Genomic DNA, 17,144 nt, shown 5'->3' with positions numbered 1-17,144 from the left:
GAGCAAGAGCCTAGCCGGTGACGAGTACGACCACTCCCGGCGGCTGCTCTATGAGTTGCGGCACCCGCGGCGCAACCGGTGCTTCGAGCAATCGGCCCACCTCTTCGGCGGCCTGCTGTTCCCCTTCGGTCTCGCCGAAGTACACCGTCGTCACGGTCACGTCGGGGATCTCGAGGTTGCCGGTTTCGGTGACGTCCCATTTGTCGTCACGCAACCTGGTGGCGATCGTCTCGGCGGCGCCTTCGGTGGTGGAGATGTTGAACACGCGCACCGGCGGCCTGGGCGGCGCCTCGGGTGTCGTCGAGGTGGTGGTCGTCGTGGTGACGGTCGTCGAGGTGGCCGAGGACTGTTCGTCGTCGGAACTGCTGAGGGCTTGGAATCCGACGAGCAGGAACACGACGCCGAGGAACAGCAGCACCATGACGATGGCACGGAGGGGCAGTCCCGAGGGTTCTCGCTGGTTCATCGGCGCCTACTGTATCGCGGGCCCGGTTGCCTTAAGTGACGTCGAAGCCGAGGCGTCGGGCTGCGCGGGCCTTCTGCCTGCTGGCACGCAGCCGGCGCAGACGCTTCACCAGCATCGGATCGGCCGCGAGCGCTTCGGGCCGGTCCACCAGTGCGTTGAGCACCTGGTAGTAGCGCGTCGCCGACATCGAGAAGAGCTCTTTGATGGCGTCTTCCTTGGAGCCCGCGTATTTCCACCACTGCCGCTCGAAGGCCAAGATGTCGTGCTCGCGACGGGTCAGACCGTCGGTGGGCTCGGTGTCGTCCCCAGAACGCTCAGCCCGTGCGATGGCGCCGTCCATATCGCTACTTGGACCCTTCTGAGAAATCGAAATGACATAGATGTGGTTTCGGCGAGTATTCAATCACGGTTGGATCACGCGCGTGGTCATCAATCGCCGCGAGTCGGCGGCCAAAACAAGGGCGTGGGCAGCGCCGCCTAAGCTTCCCGGCATGGCCGTACGACCGATCCGCATCGTGGGAGATCCCGTCCTGCACACCGCCACCGAGCCGATCCCCGTCGGGGACGACGGTTCGTTGCCCGCTGATCTGGCGGATCTCATCACCGATCTCTACGACACGATGGACGCCGCCAACGGGGTTGGGCTGGCTGCCAACCAGATCGGCGTCAACAAGCGGGTCTTTGTCTACGACTGCGCCGACGCGCGTAAGAAGACCGTGCGCAGGCGCGGCGTTGTCGTCAATCCGGTGCTGGAGACCTCCGAGGTGCCCGAGACGATGCCGGATCCCGATGACGACGACGAGGGCTGCCTGTCGGTGCCCGGCGAGTCGTTCCCGACGGGTCGCGCCGACTGGGCGCGTGTGACGGGGTTGGACGCCGACGGGACGCCGATCACCCTTGAGGGCAACGACCTGTTCGCCCGGATGCTGCAGCACGAGACCGGACATCTCGACGGTTTCCTGTACCTCGACCGGCTGATCGGTCGCAATGCGCGCAGCGCCAAGAAGACGGTCAAGAGCCACGGCTGGGGTGTGCCCGGCCTGTCCTGGATGCCCGGCGAGGATCCCGATCCGTTCGGCCACTAGTCGTGTCCGAGCTGCCTGAGGTCGGGACGCGTGTCAGCCTGCGTTACCGGCTGCCGGCCGACGAGGCGCGTCCGATGACCGACGTGGTCGGCCATGTCGTGGAGACCGATCCGGTGGTGCGGATCCGCACCCGGCGGGGCGACGTGGTCGCCGTGGCGCGCGAGGACGTGCTGGCAGTCCGTGTCGTGCCGGAGATGCCGGTGCGTACCGGTGAGATCCGCAATGTCGAGCACGCCGCCGCGCTGGCGTGGCCCGGCGTCGAGCACGAATGGGTGAACGGCTGGTTCCTGCGCGCCGGGCGTGGCATCACGAGGAGGGCGAATTCCGCTGTCCCGGTGCGGTATTCATCGTTCGCCGAAGTCGCGAGGGTGCTCGACTGGTATTCCGCGCGCGGGCTGGAAGCGTTGGTGTCGGTTCCCGACCGGCTGATGCGCCTGCCGGACGGTGTGGCGTTTGATGCCGAAAACCTGATCATGGCAACGGATGTGGAGCCTTCGGTGGAGGTTCCGGTGGCACCGGCCCCCGACCCGATGTGGCTCGCGCTGTACGAACGCGAGGTTCCGGTCGACGTCCTGACGGCCGTGGTCGACGGTGAGGTCGGGTTCGGACAGTTGGCCGATGCCGCCGTCGGGCGTGTTGCCGTGACTCAAGCCCCCGACGGCACCCGATGGGCCGGATTGTCCGCCGTGCACGTGACGGAGAGCGCGCGCCGGCGGGGCCTCGCCCGGAAACTGTGTGCGGGGCTGTTGACGTGGGCTTACGGACGAGGTGCGACGCGCGCCTACGTCCAGGTTGTCGCCGAGAACACGGCTGCCCGTGCGCTATATGAGTCGATGGGGTTCGAGGTTCACCATCGCTCACGCTATGTCCGGGCCGAAGACCTACTCTGAAGCCATGCGCCTGGCGACCTGGAACGTCAACTCCATCCGCGCCCGGGTGGACCGCGTGACGGACTGGCTGGAACGTGCGGATGTGGACGTTCTGGCGATGCAGGAGACGAAGTGCTCCGACGACCAGTTCCCGACGATGCCGTTCGCGGCGCTGGGTTATGACGTGGTGCACTGCGGCTTCAGCCAGTGGAACGGGGTGGCGATCGCGTCCCGGGTCGGCATCGACGATGTCGAGGTGGGCTTCGCCGGCCAGCCCTCGTGGAGTGACAAACCCGCCGTGGCGGGGGCCGCCGAAGCGCGTGCGTTGGGAGCGACGTGCGGTGGGGTCCGGGTGTGGAGTCTGTACATTCCCAATGGCCGCACGGTCGGTTCCGCGCACTATGCCTACAAGCTGGAATGGCTTGCTGCGCTTCGAAACACCGCCGCATCATGGGTTTCCGCCGACCCGTCGGCTCCGATCGCCCTCGTCGGGGACTGGAATATCGCCCCGATCGACGACGACGTCTGGGACATCTCCCTGTTTCAGGAGAGCACCCACGTCACCGAACCCGAACGCGCAGCCTTCAACGCTGTCGTCGACGCCGGATTCACCGACGTGGTACGGCCTTTCACGCCGGGTCCCGGAACCTTCACTTATTGGGATTACACCCAGCTGCGGTTCCCGAAGAATCGCGGGATGCGCATCGACTTCATCCTCGGCTCCGCCGCGCTGGCGTCCCGCGTCACGCACGCCGAGATCGCTCGCGACGAGCGAAAGACGGGCAAAGCGCGAGTCGGCTCCCCCAGCGACCACGCTCCGGTCGTCGTCGATCTGGCCACGGGGACTTAGCCATGACGACGCCGCCTCCGCCGAAATCCGTGTGGGCCCAGTTGTCCCTGAATCGGCTCACCTGGATTGGCGTTGTCGTGGTCCTCGTCACCACCGCCGCCTTCGGCGGCCTCGACGCTGTCGAGCGCGTCACGCCGGTTTCACTCGGGCAGACATACGATGACGGCCCCCTACGCATCACGCCCCATTCCGCGGAGGTCCGCGCCTCGGTTCCCGGGATGCGAGACCTGGATCAGGCCTGCCGGTACCTCGTCGTCGATGTGACGATAGAGAGCGTCACCGATCGCTCTGTCGCGCTGCCCAACGCGTTCCCGGTGATCGGCACCGAAAGCGACTGTAAGGGCGGCGAATTCGAGAAGACCCAGGACGTGATCAGCATTCACGGTATACCGGCATCGTTCAAGGGTGCGGTGCGGCTCCGCGACGGACAGCCGATGCCCGCGCTCGAACCCGGCTTCACCAACGAGTTCCGGTTGATCTGGGCGGTGCCCGCAGCGGATCTGGCTGACCGCCCGGAGATCAGCATGCGGATGCCGCAGATGTCGGAGTTCATCTCCACGTTTCGGATCGTGGAGAGTTGGGGCGGGGACAAGGACGGCTACGGAAGCCTGACACTGACGCCGGCGGTGTACGAGTGAAGATTGCTGCGCCTGCGCTCCGTATCGCCCTCGCCGTGGCCATGCTGGCGCTGACGGCGTGGCTGTGGGCGAACCTGCCGACCAAACTGCAATCCTGGGCCCCGATCGCGGTGGACGGTGTGGTCGGGGAGCGTGTCGAGGGCCGCAACCTGGCGGTGACGGTGCACGAGGTCCGATTGGCGCGCGAGATCACGTTCTCCAATGACGGTGTCCCCGTGGTGATGTCAACCAGCGGCGCGTGGCTGGTGATCGGCCTGACGTACGAGTCGTTGCTGTCGGTCGAGTCACCGGCATTCAAGCTGCTTGCCGACGGACGCACGTTCGAGGCCCCGCTCGACGGGTTCCCGACCCGGGTTGCGCCGGGTCTACCCGATCACAGCGTCGTGGCCTTCGAAATTCCCACCCTCCCGAGGCAGGCGGAGCTGCTGGCCTACAACAAGGCGGTGGACACCTACGGTAATCCTCAAGTCGCGCCGCTGGATTCGCAAGTCTCGGTTCCGCTGGAGGTGCCGGCCGACGCCGAGGCGACGGTCGACCTGACCGAGGTGGCCGAGGGATGACGGCGTGGCTTCGACGTAACCGCTGGGCTTTTCTGGTGATCGTGGTGGCCGTGGCGGCGATCTCCGCCTCTGTGACATACCCGGCCTGGTCACGCAAGACCGCACCGCAACGTCCGGAACAGACTGTCGCACTGGGCGATTACGCCGATGTCAATGGCGCGCAGTGGCGCATGTCCGAAGTGACGATCCCACCGCTGGATTATCCGCCCCTGATCCCCGAGGATCCGCCGGAGAACAGCAGACTCCTGGCGTATGTCATCGACCGCGAACGTGACGGTGCCCCCAGTGGGCTTCCTGAGGGGTTCCGATTCTGTCTGACGTCGATGGTCGATGGCCCGCGTCGGTGGACGATGGCGGCGACCACGACCCAGGTGGTCCGTTTCAGCATCGACGAGAACCTCTCGACCTTCTGCGACGAGGACGGTCCGCTGCTCGTGGCGATGTACGTCCCCCAGGATGCGGTGATCACGTCGGTGGACGTCTTGCTGCAACCGGGCGACGCGCCGCCGACGGACGAGCCGCCCGAGAATGCGCCTGTCTACGAGACTTTCGACGAGTCACCGGTCGTGCTGCGGTTCCAGACGAGCTGAGGTTTCGTGGTGTGAGCGGACCTGATCGACGCAGTACCAGAACGTCGCCGCGACCAGGCAGATCCGGATCGGTTCGACGAGTGCGCCGATGACCACGCGGATCGTGTCGTCGTAGGCCTGCCACCACTGCCACTCGTGCGGCCCGAGTACCAGAGCGACACCACGGAAGAGCCAGCCGTCGGTGACGGTCGGGTCGAAATAGGCACCGCTGGGGGCCGCCAGCACCAGCACGGTGTAGGCCAGGATGAAAAACGAGATGGGCACCAGTCCGCCGTGAAGAATCAGCCGTGACGCGTCCGCCAGCGACGCGAACCGGCCCAATTGGCCTCGCAGGAACTCGATCACGCGCGTTTGGATGCCGGATGGGACGCGCTGCCAGCGCGGCGCGACGGTGCGACGCCCCCGGGCGATCGCCCGGGCTGCGGCAGCGTCTCCCCGGTGTCCCAGAAACGTCTGTCGGCCACCCTGCCAGGTCGGCTCGAATGGTGTTCCGTACACGGCGCTGGCGATGGCGATCCAGGCCAGCGCCAGACCCGCGGCAGGCAGCAGCAGCCCGAGCACACCGCTGACGAGATCCCACCACAGGCCCAGCCCGGAGAGGTGGGAGAAGAGTTCCTCCCGAGTGTCACTCCACCACACCACGATCCGGCGCTGCGCAATCCACTCCGGCGTGCCGAACAGCACGGCGAAGGACGCCTGGATCGTCAGGAAGAGCCACACGATCTCGAAGTAGACGCCGAGCACCATCGTCCACCGGGGCAGTTGTTCGCGGAATCGAGTGATCAACTGCCGCAAGGTGAAGGCGATGGCAATGACGACCCAGACGGAGGGGCCGATGATGTTGTTCACGACTGCCGACACCTGATCCTGAGTGCCTTCGTAGACCGTCGTGATGCTGACGGTGGAGTAGTAGACGTAATAGTCCTCGACGACGAGCTTCCACGCGGTGTAGATGACCAGGAAGGGCATGACAGCCGTCAGCGTGATGTCGACAGGGCCGCGGGGCACGGCCGGAGCGGTGTCGACATGTTGCAGACCCGTTGTCGCCGAGCGGATCACGAGAAACATCGCGAGGTAGGTGAGAAGTCGGGCCATCGGCACGACGGCGAGCACCAGACTTCCCCACATGCTGCCGTGGTCGATCCCGATCGCGATCGCGAGCTGGAGCACCCAGTACCGGATGATCCAGCCGACGAGGTAGATGGCCACCAGCCATGGCCAGGTCCGCCACCACAGACCGGCTGTCCGCCGCGCGATCGTCAGCATCGGCACCCCCTTGCTGACGACTTTATCTCCGGAGTTATCCACAGATTTGCGCGATATCGAAATCTATCCCCAGGACGCAGTTGTCACCGATGACGCTCGTCGGTGTCCACACCTAGACTCGAACACATGTGCGATAGATTGCTTCCCGAGCCCGCCGCGCTGGCAGCAGCCAGCGACGCGGCCTTGGCCGAGGCGATCAGTGGGTGGGCCGCCGCGTCCGCCGCGGCGGAGGCGCGCAAGCTGGCTGCGATCGCGGAGTTGCAGCGCCGAGCGCACTCCGGTGAACTCCGCGAACGGGACGCCATCGACGATACCGACGCCGCCGCCTCTGTGGTGTCGTGCGCGCTGACCGTGACTCACGGCAAAGCGGTAGGGCTGCTGGATCTGGCAGTCACCCTGAGGGATCGGCTACCGAAGGTCGGAGCACGGTTTCTCGACGGGCAGATCACCAGCGCAATGATCACCACCATCGCGTGGCGCACGTTCCTCGTCACCAAGTCGGCCTTGCCTGCCATTGACACTGAGATTGCCGAGCGGGCCCCGGCGTGGGGAAAGCTCTCGCAGCACGGCTTGGAGAAGGCGATCGACGTGTGGGTCGACCGTCATGACCCGGACGCAGTGCGGCGCACCCGAACCGCGATGCGCGGCCGCTACTTCGCTATCGGAGATCGGGAAGACGCCGCCGGCGGCACCGTCAGCGTGCACGGCCGCGTCAGCGTGGTCGATGCGGCGCTGATGCACCAACGGCTCGTCGCCATGATCGGCGGCCCGTGCCGGCAGGACCCTCGGACGATGGATCAACGACGTGCCGATGCGGTCGGTGCAGCATTCGGGAAGGGGTCCTTCTTTCTGGCGTGCCAGTGCCCCGATGCGGACTGCAAAGCCAAAGTCGACGACGGTCACGCCTCCTCGATCGTGATTCACGTGATCGCGGAACAAGATTCCCTGTACGCCGATCCCGATCCCGAGTGCCACGGCGAGGATCCTGAACGTGCACCGAAGCCACGGAACAGGCCGACGTCCACGCCCCGGCCGGAGCCTTCAGCGGCAGGCGGCGCGGATGTCGAGCCTGCCGCAGCCGAGCTGGAATCGACACCATCGGCAGAGCTCGTTAGCGAGCCCGAGCCGGCGCCAGAGCACCCCACTCCCCCGCCGCGGTTCAAGGCAGCGCTCATCCCGAGCTTCAAGGGTGCAATCGTGCCGGCCCCGCTGCTGGCCGAACTGATCATCCGCGGCACCCGAATTCGGGTCATCGACCCGACCACTCTCACCGCCGAACCGCAGTACCGGGCGTCCGCCGCATTGCAGCGGTTCGTTCATGCGCGCGACCTGACCTGTCGGTTCCCGGGCTGCAACAAGCCCGCCGTACATACCGATATCGACCACACCGTGCCGTGGCCCACCGGAGCCACACACCCGTCTAACGCCAAAAGCTATTGCCGCCTGCACCATTTGGTGAAGACGTTCGTGCCGGGCTGGAAGGATCGACAGCAGCCTGACGGCACGGTCACCGTCACGACGCCCGCCGGATTGACCTACACCACCAAGCCGTTGAGCACCCTGCTCTTCCCGGACTGGAACATCACGACGCCGCCCGCGCCGCCACCGAGAACCAGCCAACCGTTGTCACCGACCCGGCAGGGCCGGCATCCCAGGATGCCCGCCCGCCAACAGACCCGGGCCGAAAACCGTGCCGCCTATATCGCCACCGAGCGCCGGCTCAACCACATCGAACGTGCCCTCGAACCGCAGTCGGCAACGCCACTGCCCACTGCGTCCACCGTCGACCCCGACGACCCACCACCCTTCTAGGAGAAATTGTGAAAATCCTTGTGGCCACCGGCCATACGCAGGGGACGCACCCCGGCGACTACCACTTCTGCGTCGAGCGGGAGTTGGTGTGGATCCAGGAACCGTGCGACCGCGACCTGCGCAACCCGGAGGGGCCTTGCGGGTGCGGGCGCGGTTTCGCCGGGGCGGCGTCGCATCGGGCCACCACCACCGCGATGGTCGTCGAAACCGAAATGAACAGAGAAGACGTGATTCTCGCCTTCGAGACCAGCCTCGGTGATGGAGGGTGGCCGGTCGCATGGGCCGAGGACGTTGCCGACGACAATCTGGAGATAGCCGCCCAACTTCCCGTGGGTTCGATCATCACCAGGAAGCTGGAGGACTTCTACCTCCGAGGGGCGCTGTTCTGACTCTGCTCCACGTCCTCGGCGTAGCGGCCCGGATTGAACAGGGAGGCGATCAGTCCGATCACCATCATGACGGCCGCGGCGACGAACACCACGACCAACCCCGAATGGAAGGGCTCGATGATCAAGTGCGGGAAGAACGTCTGGCCGGTGAGTACCTCTGCGTTGACGCCGGGCTGCTGGAGAGCGTGATAGGGCTCCAAGAGTTCGGCGATCGGGTTATAGCCGAGGAACGCGGCGAACAGACTGCCGACCGGCGGCAGGTCGGCCACCTGCTGCGCGACGTCGGACGAAACCCCTTGCGCCTGAAGGCCGCTGCTCAACGTGCCTGGCAGCGTATTTGCCAGCCCGATGATCATCAGAGAGAAGAAGATGCCGATCGACAGCGACGAGCCTGCGTTGAAGAACGTCGCGCGCACACCGGACGCGGCGCCGCGCTCAGCCGCCGGGACACTCGACATGATGGCCGCAGTGTTGGGTGCGGTGAAGATGCCGCCACCCACGCCGTTGAGGAAGATCAGCAGCGCGAACACCCAATAGTCGAAGTCCACCGGGATCATCACCAACGCGATGAACGACGCCGCCATCAAGCCCATACCGCCGACAGTCAGAGGCCGCGCCCCGTACCGGTCGGACAGCCATCCCGCGATCGGCCCGGCGATCAGGAAGCCCACGGTGATCGGCAGCATGTAGATCGCCGCCCACAGCGGAGTCGATTCGAAGTCGTAGCCGCGCAACGGAAGCCAGATGCCCTGCAACCAGATGATCAGCATGAACTGCAGGCCGCCGCGGCCCATCGACGACATCAGGCCGGCGATGTTGCCCATACCGAACGATGCCGAGCGGAACAGCCTGATATTCACCATCGGCTGTGCCACCCGCAGTTCGACGAAGCAGAAGACCACGAGCAGCAGCAGGCCCGCCGCGATCGATCCGAGGACCCACGGGTTGGCCCAGCCGGTCGTCGACTCCCCGTAGGGCTGAATGCCGTAGGTGATGCCGATCAACAGGACAGTGAGCCCGATGCCGAAGGTCAGCGTGCCGGCCCAGTCGAGCTTGCCCGGTGTCCGCACACCGATCTCGAGCAGCGAGCGCAGACTCCAGATGGTTCCCGCCAGCCCGATCGGCACCCCGACCCAGAAGATCGCCTGCCAATGCCACTCGGACAGGACGCCACCGATGAGCAGGCCCAGGAACGAGCCTGCCACCGCGGCGACCATGTTGACGCCCAGCGCCATACCCCGCTGGTTGGCCGGGAACGCATCGGTGAGGATCGCCGACGACGACGCCATCAGCATCGCTCCGCCGACCCCCTGGACCACCCGCCACGCGATCAGCCAGATGGCGCCGCCGTCGAGGTGGAACGGGTCGAAGGACAGGGCGATCGCCGCGAAGGTGAACACCGCGAAGCCGATGTTGTAGATCCGCACCCGGCCGAACATGTCGCCGAGGCGCCCGAACGGCACGACCAACACGGCCGTCACCACGAGATAGCCCATCAGCATCCACAGCAGGTAGCTGATGTTCGACGGAGCCAGCGGGTTCAGCCCGATGCCGCGGAAGATGGCGGGAAGCGAGATGAGCACGATCGACGCGTTCACCGTCGCGAGCAGCGTGCCCAGTGTCGTGTTCGACAGGACGATCCACTTGTAGTGCGGGTGGTCGGCGTCGATACGACGTCGGCGCCGCGTGGTCTCCACCGCAGCGGCATCGGTCTGGATCTCTGTCGTCATCGTCTGCTCACCTCGCCCACAAAGAACATATATTAGCTATACAAATCTTCCGTGGGCAATTCGAGACCTGCTAGCGTGACAAACGTCAACACGCGGGAGCGCGCACCAAGCGCGCTGAGAGGACGGGTAGGCCCGTCGACCGTACGAACCTGACCGGGTAATGCCGGCGTAGGGAGAAACGCATGATGCATGACGTATCGACGGGTCCAATCGCGGGCAGCACGAAGATCTACCGCAATGGCGTACCGTTCCGCCGCGTCCAACTCAGCAACGGCGAGCACCTGGACCTCTACGACACCTCGGGGCCGTACACCGACCACGATGCCGTCATCGACCTCGAGGCGGGCCTGCCCCGCCGTTCCGTCACGCGCGACCGCGGCACCCAGTTGCAGCGGGCCCGCACCGGTGAGATCACCGCCGAGATGTCCTTCATCGCCGAACGCGAAGGTGTCGCAGCTGAACTGGTGCGCGACGAAGTCGCCCGGGGTCGTGCGGTGATCCCCGCCAACCACAACCACCCGGAAGCCGAGCCGATGGTCATCGGCAAAGCCTTCGCAGTGAAAGTCAATGCCAATATCGGCAATTCGGCTGTCAGCTCGTCGATCGCCGAGGAGGTCGACAAGATGGTGTGGGCGACGCGCTGGGGCGCCGACACCATCATGGATCTGTCCACCGGCCGCGACATCCACCAGACTCGCGAGTGGATCCTGCGTAACTCACCGGTCCCGGTAGGGACGGTGCCGCTGTATCAAGCCCTGGAGAAGGTCAACGGCGACCCGGTGAAACTCACGTGGGATGCCTACCGCGACACCATTATCGAGCAGTGCGAACAGGGCGTCGACTACATGACGGTGCACGCCGGCGTGCTGATCGATCACATCCCGCTGACCGTGAACCGGGTGACGGGGATCGTGAGCCGCGGCGGCTCGATCATGGCCGCCTGGTGCCTGGCCCACAGCCGAGAATCGTTCCTGTACACCAACTTCGACGAGCTGTGCGAAATCCTCGCCCGCTACGATGTCACGTTCTCCCTCGGTGACGGCCTGCGCCCCGGCTCGATCGCCGATGCCAACGACGCCGCCCAGTTCGCCGAACTGCGCACTCTCGGTGAGCTCACCTCGGTCGCCAAATCCCATGGCGTACAGGTGATGATCGAGGGTCCAGGCCACGTGCCGATGCACAAGATCGTCGAGAACGTCCGGCTCGAAGAGGAACTCTGCGAGGAAGCTCCCTTCTACACACTGGGCCCGCTGGCCACCGACATCGCGCCCGCCTACGACCACATCACCTCGGCGATCGGCGCCGCGATCATCGCCCAGGCCGGCACCGCGATGCTCTGCTACGTCACCCCGAAGGAACATCTCGGGCTGCCCAACCGCAAGGACGTCAAGGACGGAGTGATCGCCTACAAGATCGCCGCCCACGCCGCCGACCTTGCCAAGGGCCATCCCGGCGCTCAGCTCCGAGATGACGCACTTTCCAAGGCACGCTTCGAGTTTCGGTGGGAAGACCAGTTTCACCTGTCGCTGGACCCCGACACTGCTCGAGAGTTCCACGACGAGACCCTGCCCGCCGAACCCGCCAAGTCCGCCCACTTCTGTTCGATGTGCGGCCCGAAGTTCTGTTCGATGCGGATCAGCCACGATGTGCAGGAAGCAATGGCGGGCAAGATCCAGCTACCGATGGTGACGACATGACCTTTCTGCCACTGACCCCTCCTGGTGAGCCACCGCTGCGCGTCATGACGATCGCCGGGTCGGACTCCGGCGGGGGTGCCGGAATCCAGGCCGACATGCGCACCTTTGCGATGCTCGGCCTGCACGGACTCGTCGCCGTCACCGCCGTCACCGTGCAGAACTCGGTGGGCGTCAAAGGCTTTCACGAGATGCCACGCGACATCGTCGCCGGCCAGATCGAAGCCGTCGCCTCCGACATCGGCCTGCAGGCCGCCAAGACCGGCATGCTTGCCTCGTCGGCAATCATCGAGACGATCGCCGACACCTGGGTGACCCAGGGCCTCACCGACACCCCCCTCGTCGTCGACCCGGTCTGCGCCTCCATGCACGGCGATCCCCTGCTGCACCCCAGCGCCCTGGATGCGCTGCGCGACAAGCTTTTCCCACTGGCCACCCTCGTCACACCCAACCTCGACGAAGTGCGACTGCTCGTCGGGGTCGACGTCGTCGACGAGCAGACTCAGCGTGAGGCCGCCAGAAAGCTGCACGGGCTCGGCCCGCAGTGGGCCTTGGTCAAGGGCGGTCATCTGCGATCGTCGTCGACCAGTCCCGACCTGCTCTTCGACGGCACGGACTTCCACGAGTTCGACACCACCCGCATCGACACCGGCCACGACCACGGCGCGGGCGACACCCTGGCCGCCGCCACAGCCTGCGCGCTGGCCCACGGCTACCCGGTTCCCGACGCCGTCGCGTTCGGCAAGTCCTGGGTGACCGAATGCCTGCGCGCCGCCTATCCGCTGGGTCACGGCCACGGGCCGGTCAATGCTCTGTTCAGATTGAGCACATGACCCTTGAGGAGATCGCCGGCGTCGCGCACGAACCCGACGGCACCCCCGCAGGCGTTGTCGCCCTGACCCACGGCGCGGGCGGCAGCCGAGAATCGCCGATGTTGAAGGCCCTCTGCGACGAGTGGGCGCGCCGCGGCTGGCTCGCGGTCCGCTACAACCTGCCCTACCGACGCCGCCGCCCCAAGGGCCCGCCGTCCGGGTCGTCGGCCACCGACATGGCCGGCATCGTCGAGGCCGTCGCCGCCGTGCGCACCCTCGCCGACGGTCCCGTCATCGCCGGCGGACATTCCTACGGCGGCCGGATGACGTCGATGGCCGTTGCAGACGGCCTGGAGCTCGACGTCCTGACGCTGTTCTCCTATCCGCTGCATCCACCCGGCAAGCCCGAACGCGCCCGCACCGAGCATCTTCCGTGCATCACGGTGCCCACCGTGTTCACCCACGGCACCGCGGATCCATTCGGCACGCTCGACGAAATCCGGCCGGCGGCCGCCCTCGTCGGCGCAGCCACCGAGATCGTCGAGGTGACCGGCGCGCGTCACGACCTCGGATCCAAGAAACTCGACGTACCGGCGCTCGCGGTCGATGCGGCGCTTCGGCAGCTGCGCTGAGCTATCGTCGCTGCGTGACCGTACCTCCGCCGCCTCCCGGGCCGCCGTCTCCGCCGCCCCCGCCGCCGTACGGTCAGCAGCCCTATGGGCAGCCGGCGTACAACCAGCCCGCCTATGGCCAGCCCGCCTATCCTCCGCCACCTCCGCAGCCCTACCAGGACTCGTACGGGCAACCCCAGTTCGCGCCGGCGAAGCGGACCAACTGGTGGGCGATCGTCTCGCTGATCTTCGGCGTCATCGGTGGCGTCCTGATCAGCCTCGTCTGCGGTGTGATCGGCCTGATCAAGGCCAAGGACTACCAGAGCGGCCGTGGCATGGCGATCGCGGGCATTGCGCTGTCGGTGGTCTGGATCATCGGCCTGCTGATCTTCATCGTCGTCGCCGTGGGCAGCGACCGCGTCACAGCGACCGACGTCAAGGTCGGTGACTGCCTCGCCGAGATCCCCGACGGAGAGCGGGTGCTGACCGTGAAGACGATCAGCTGCGAGGAATCTCACGCCGGCGAGGTGTTCGCCGTTCTGACGATGCCCGACGGCGACTTCCCGGGCCAAGCCGAGGTGGAGGCCTACCACGAGAAATGCAGTCCCGAACTGGCCAGTTACTCGCCGCAGTCGATGCTGGACGAGTCGGTGCAGCTCTACGTCCTCTATCCCACCGCCGAGACCTGGGCCAACGGCGACCGCGTCGTGACCTGCATCGCGACCCTCGACCCGCCGCGCACCGGCTCCATCCGCGGCTAAGACTTCCCGGTACCTGGGGTACCGTTCTCGCATGGCTTCGGAGCATTTCGACGCGGTCATCGTGGGGGCCGGGTTTGCAGGAATCGGCGCCGCCATCCAGCTCAAGCGGATGGGCATCGAGAAGTTCGTGATCCTCGACCGCGAGGACGACCTCGGCGGCACGTGGTACGTCAACCACTATCCAGGGTTGGCGGTCGACGTCCCGACCACCACGTATTCGTACTTCTTCGAGCCGAACCCGAACTGGTCGCGGCTGTTCTCCACCGGCAACGAGATCAAGCAGTACGCCGACGACGTCGCCGACAAGTACGACGTGCGCCGCCACATCCGGTTCAACGTGACCGTCGACGGGGCGCGCTGGGATGAGGACGCCAAAGTCTGGCGGGTCGGGCTCGCCGACGGCACGACGCTCGAGGCTCGGTACCTGCTGACCGCGACGGGATTCCTGTCGCAGCCGCACATGCCCGACATTCCCGGCATCACCGAGTTCGAGGGACGCGTCGTCCACACCACCGCCTGGGACGACTCCTACGACCCTACCGGCGAGAAGGTCGCCATCATCGGCACCGGCGCGACGGCCGTGCAGCTCATCCCGGAGCTCGCGAAGAAGGTCGCCGACCTGACCGTCTATCAGCGCACGCCGATCTGGGTGGTCCCCAAGGTCGATTTCCGGTTCTCCGAGCGCGCCAAGCGGCTGTTCGCCCGGATTCCGTTGACACAGCGCATAATTCGCGCGGTCACGGACACCATCTACGAGCTGATGGTGTCGGTGGCGGTCCTGCACAACCGGCAGACCCGCGGCCGTTTCAACATCGGGGCCAGCGATCTGGCCAAGATGCACCGCTTCGCGACGATCCGCGACAAGCAGTTGCGCGACCGTCTCACTCCGGACTACGACTTTGGCTGCAAGCGCCCGACGTTCTCGAACGGCTATTACCGCGCTTTCACCAAACCGCATGTCCACCTTCAGGACAACGGCATCGCTCGGATCGAATCCGACGGCATCGTCGGCAATGACGGCGTGAAGAACACGATCGACACGCTGGTGCTCGCCACCGGATTCGACCTCTGGGAAGCCAACTTCCCCGCCATCGAGGTCATCGGCCGCGAGGGCCGCAACCTCGGAAAGTGGTGGCGCGAGACCAGGTTCCAGGCCTACCAGGGTGTGTCGATGCCGTACTTCCCGAACTACCTGTCGCTGGCTAGCCCCTACGCCTTCCTCGGGCTGAACTTCTTCAACACGATGGAATACCAGATGCGGCACATGGATCGCCTGTTCGGCGAGGTGAAGCGCCGCGGCGCAACCACTTTCGAGATCACCGAGGAAGCCAACACCAAGTACCTGGACCGCATGACGGAGCTGCTCGGCGACTCGCTGTTCATCAACGGCAGCTGCGCGACCGCACGCTCCTACTACTACAACCCGGCGGGCGAACCGACGCTGCTGCGACCCATGTCGACCAAGAACGCGATCCGTGAAGCCACGGCCTTCCCGATCAGCGACTACACCATCGTCTAGGATCCGGCTGTGCCCAACGAAAACTCGCGTGCCGCCACGGTTGCCGGTCTCGCCCTCGCCGGAACCGGCCTGTCCCACTTCGTCGTCCCGCAGGTCTACGAGGGTGTCACCAAGTCGGCCTTCCCGACCAACACGCGCCAGCACGTCTACATCGACGGAGCGATCGAGACCGCCGTCGGCCTGGGCATCGCATCGCCCAAGACGCGCAAGTTCGCGCTCGTCGGACTCGTCCTGTACCTGCTCTACATGGCGGGAAGCGTCGCCCGCAACCGGTAGCCGCCCAGCAGCGTCACCTCGACCAACCGCTGCACGGTCTGTCTGGCCTCCTCGGTGGTGGCGTACTGCACCAGTCGACCGAGGTCGATGACCAGGGCCATCGCGGCGTGGACGGCGAACCGCGCTTCCCCGGGGCTCCACTCCGGCCGCACCGCGACCACCAGGTCGACCCACGACTCGACCGTCGAGCGCTGCACGTCGCGGACGATGCGCTGATCGGCGGGCGACATGTTGAGCCGCTCGCAGTAGTACACACAGTCCATCTCGGGCTGGTCGAACGACCGCGCCACGTAGGCGTCGAGAACGGCGGCCAACGCCTCCTCGGGGTCGGGCACCGTCGCGACGATGCCTGCCAGTTCGGCCGATACCCGATCGGAGGCGCGCCGGAAGATCGCAGCCAGGATGTCGCTCTTGCCCGAGAAGTACTTGTAGATCCCCGAAGTCGGCATGCCGACAGCCGTCGCGATCTCCTCCATGCTGGTGTCCCGGTACCCGTTGAGGTAGAACAGCCGCATCGATTCGGTCAGCAGCGCTTCGTATTTCGAGGATTCGACGGCCGGCCGCGCCGGCTCCGCATCGGCGGGGTGCTCGGGCGGGTCATCGGGCAGCTCGGCGGCGAGCACCGCGGTCGACAACTGCGCGAGCACCCGGTGCACCTGCGCCGCGGGCAGTTTCGCGCGGTGGTCGACGATGCTGCCGAGGATGGACAGCACCGCCGTCGACAGTGTCGAGCGCTGCCGGGCGGTCAGATCGGGCCGCAGCTCCATCAGCGGCCGGTGGATGCGGCCGTGCACGGTGCGGAGCTGGTCGAGAAGCGCCGCCTGGTCGTCGCCAAGCAGGTACCGGCCTTCCCAGCGGTACAGCCCGCCCGAGTTACGGTTGGCCAGCGCGATGTCGGCGAGCGCGGCTACCAGGTGGTCGATCACCACCTGCGGTTCGTCACCGTCGATGTCGGCCGTGGCGTCGACGAGCTGCTGCCCGAGCGCGAGCACCGCATCGCGGAACAGCTCGTACTTGCTGGAGTAGTGGCGGTAGAGCGCCGCCGCGGAGATCCCGACCCGCGACGCGATCATCTCCATGCTGACGCCGTGATACCCCAGCTCACTGAACGCCTCGGCCGAGGCGCGCGCGATCTGTGCCTTTCGGTCCTTCGGCCGACGTCGGATGCGGTCATCACCGGCGGAATGCGCCACCGACCCACGATATCGTGGCGCGG

19 protein-coding genes and 1 riboswitch are annotated in these 17,144 nt (G+C 66.2%); of the genes, 14 read left to right on the top strand and 5 right to left on the bottom strand.

What is annotated here, in order from left to right:
• Positions 1–10: 10 nt before the first annotated feature.
• A complete protein-coding gene (locus tag P9A17_RS02135) occupies positions 11–466 on the bottom strand; it encodes a LytR C-terminal domain-containing protein (protein ID WP_278036942.1) in 456 nt (151 codons plus the stop codon).
• Positions 467–497: 31 nt separating this feature from the next.
• Entirely contained in the window at positions 498–806 is a 309-nt protein-coding gene (locus P9A17_RS02130) for a DUF3263 domain-containing protein (protein ID WP_011778008.1), read from the bottom strand.
• Positions 807–957: 151 nt separating this feature from the next.
• Between P9A17_RS02130 and P9A17_RS02125 the strand changes: the two genes are divergently transcribed.
• The 6 genes from P9A17_RS02125 to P9A17_RS02100 are packed head-to-tail and all read left to right on the top strand — an operon-like array spanning position 958 to position 5,058.
• Positions 958–1,551 (top strand): peptide deformylase, encoded by a 594-nt coding sequence (locus P9A17_RS02125; protein ID WP_278036941.1) that lies wholly within the window; start codon positions 958–960, stop codon positions 1,549–1,551.
• Between the two features lie 2 nt (positions 1,552–1,553).
• Positions 1,554–2,441, top strand: coding sequence for a GNAT family N-acetyltransferase (locus tag P9A17_RS02120; protein ID WP_278036940.1), 888 nt, complete (start codon positions 1,554–1,556; stop codon positions 2,439–2,441).
• A 4-nt stretch (positions 2,442–2,445) separates the two neighbouring features.
• Entirely contained in the window at positions 2,446–3,270 is an 825-nt protein-coding gene (locus P9A17_RS02115; protein ID WP_278036939.1) for an exodeoxyribonuclease III, read from the top strand.
• 2 nt (positions 3,271–3,272) lie between these two features.
• Positions 3,273–3,908 carry a hypothetical protein gene (locus P9A17_RS02110; protein ID WP_278036938.1) on the top strand — a complete coding sequence of 212 codons (636 nt, stop codon included), beginning with the start codon at positions 3,273–3,275 and terminating at the stop codon, positions 3,906–3,908.
• Positions 3,905–4,468: a hypothetical protein gene (locus P9A17_RS02105; protein WP_278036937.1), complete on the top strand. Its 564-nt coding sequence runs from the start codon at positions 3,905–3,907 to the stop codon at positions 4,466–4,468. The genes P9A17_RS02110 and P9A17_RS02105 overlap by 4 nt, the downstream gene beginning before the upstream one ends.
• Positions 4,465–5,058, top strand: coding sequence for a hypothetical protein (locus P9A17_RS02100; protein WP_278036936.1), 594 nt, complete (start codon positions 4,465–4,467; stop codon positions 5,056–5,058). Before P9A17_RS02105 ends, P9A17_RS02100 begins: the two co-directional genes overlap by 4 nt.
• Here the strand turns inward: P9A17_RS02100 and P9A17_RS02095 are convergent.
• On the bottom strand, positions 5,026–6,324 hold the full coding sequence (locus P9A17_RS02095) for a hypothetical protein (protein ID WP_278036935.1): 1,299 nt from the start codon (positions 6,322–6,324) through the stop codon (positions 5,026–5,028). The two genes, P9A17_RS02100 and P9A17_RS02095, sit on opposite strands and share 33 nt — an antisense overlap.
• A gap of 126 nt (positions 6,325–6,450) precedes the next feature.
• Between P9A17_RS02095 and P9A17_RS02090 the strand changes: the two genes are divergently transcribed.
• Complete coding sequence (locus P9A17_RS02090) at positions 6,451–8,136, top strand: HNH endonuclease signature motif containing protein (RefSeq protein ID WP_278036934.1); 1,686 nt, start codon at positions 6,451–6,453, stop codon at positions 8,134–8,136.
• Positions 8,137–8,144: 8 nt separating this feature from the next.
• Entirely contained in the window at positions 8,145–8,525 is a 381-nt protein-coding gene (locus tag P9A17_RS02085) for a hypothetical protein (protein ID WP_278036933.1), read from the top strand.
• Here the strand turns inward: P9A17_RS02085 and P9A17_RS02080 are convergent.
• The gene (locus P9A17_RS02080) at positions 8,501–10,255 is read right to left on the bottom strand and encodes an MFS transporter (RefSeq protein ID WP_278036932.1); all 1,755 of its coding nucleotides are present in this window, start codon (positions 10,253–10,255) and stop codon (positions 8,501–8,503) included. The two genes, P9A17_RS02085 and P9A17_RS02080, sit on opposite strands and share 25 nt — an antisense overlap.
• 82 nt (positions 10,256–10,337) lie before the next feature.
• Positions 10,338–10,447, top strand: a riboswitch (TPP riboswitch).
• Between P9A17_RS02080 and thiC the strand changes: the two genes are divergently transcribed.
• The 6 genes from thiC (at position 10,438) to P9A17_RS02050 (ending at position 15,928) form a co-directional block, all read left to right on the top strand.
• On the top strand, positions 10,438–11,952 hold the full coding sequence (gene thiC / locus P9A17_RS02075; RefSeq protein ID WP_278036931.1) for a phosphomethylpyrimidine synthase ThiC: 1,515 nt from the start codon (positions 10,438–10,440) through the stop codon (positions 11,950–11,952). Its footprint overlaps the riboswitch before it by 10 nt.
• The gene (gene thiD, locus P9A17_RS02070) at positions 11,949–12,782 is read left to right on the top strand and encodes a bifunctional hydroxymethylpyrimidine kinase/phosphomethylpyrimidine kinase (RefSeq protein ID WP_278036930.1); all 834 of its coding nucleotides are present in this window, start codon (positions 11,949–11,951) and stop codon (positions 12,780–12,782) included. The genes thiC and thiD overlap by 4 nt, the downstream gene beginning before the upstream one ends.
• On the top strand, positions 12,779–13,393 hold the full coding sequence (locus tag P9A17_RS02065) for an alpha/beta family hydrolase (RefSeq protein ID WP_278036929.1): 615 nt from the start codon (positions 12,779–12,781) through the stop codon (positions 13,391–13,393). Before thiD ends, P9A17_RS02065 begins: the two co-directional genes overlap by 4 nt.
• A 14-nt stretch (positions 13,394–13,407) precedes the next feature.
• Positions 13,408–14,133, top strand: coding sequence for a DUF4190 domain-containing protein (locus tag P9A17_RS02060; RefSeq protein WP_278036928.1), 726 nt, complete (start codon positions 13,408–13,410; stop codon positions 14,131–14,133).
• A gap of 31 nt (positions 14,134–14,164) precedes the next feature.
• Positions 14,165–15,652, top strand: coding sequence for an NAD(P)/FAD-dependent oxidoreductase (locus P9A17_RS02055; RefSeq protein ID WP_278036927.1), 1,488 nt, complete (start codon positions 14,165–14,167; stop codon positions 15,650–15,652).
• Positions 15,653–15,661: 9 nt separating this feature from the next.
• Positions 15,662–15,928 (top strand): hypothetical protein, encoded by a 267-nt coding sequence (locus P9A17_RS02050; protein ID WP_278036926.1) that lies wholly within the window; start codon positions 15,662–15,664, stop codon positions 15,926–15,928.
• Here the strand turns inward: P9A17_RS02050 and P9A17_RS02045 are convergent.
• Positions 15,895–17,121, bottom strand: a complete 1,227-nt coding sequence (locus P9A17_RS02045; RefSeq protein WP_278036925.1) for a TetR/AcrR family transcriptional regulator — start codon at positions 17,119–17,121, stop codon at positions 15,895–15,897. The genes P9A17_RS02050 and P9A17_RS02045 overlap by 34 nt on opposite strands.
• Positions 17,122–17,144: the final 23 nt, after the last annotated feature.

Source organism: Mycobacterium sp. 236(2023), assembly GCF_029623955.1.
Lineage (GTDB): Bacteria > Actinomycetota > Actinomycetes > Mycobacteriales > Mycobacteriaceae > Mycobacterium.
Note: the sequence above shows the minus strand (reverse complement) of the source record. Positions and strands in the feature narration are given on the sequence as shown.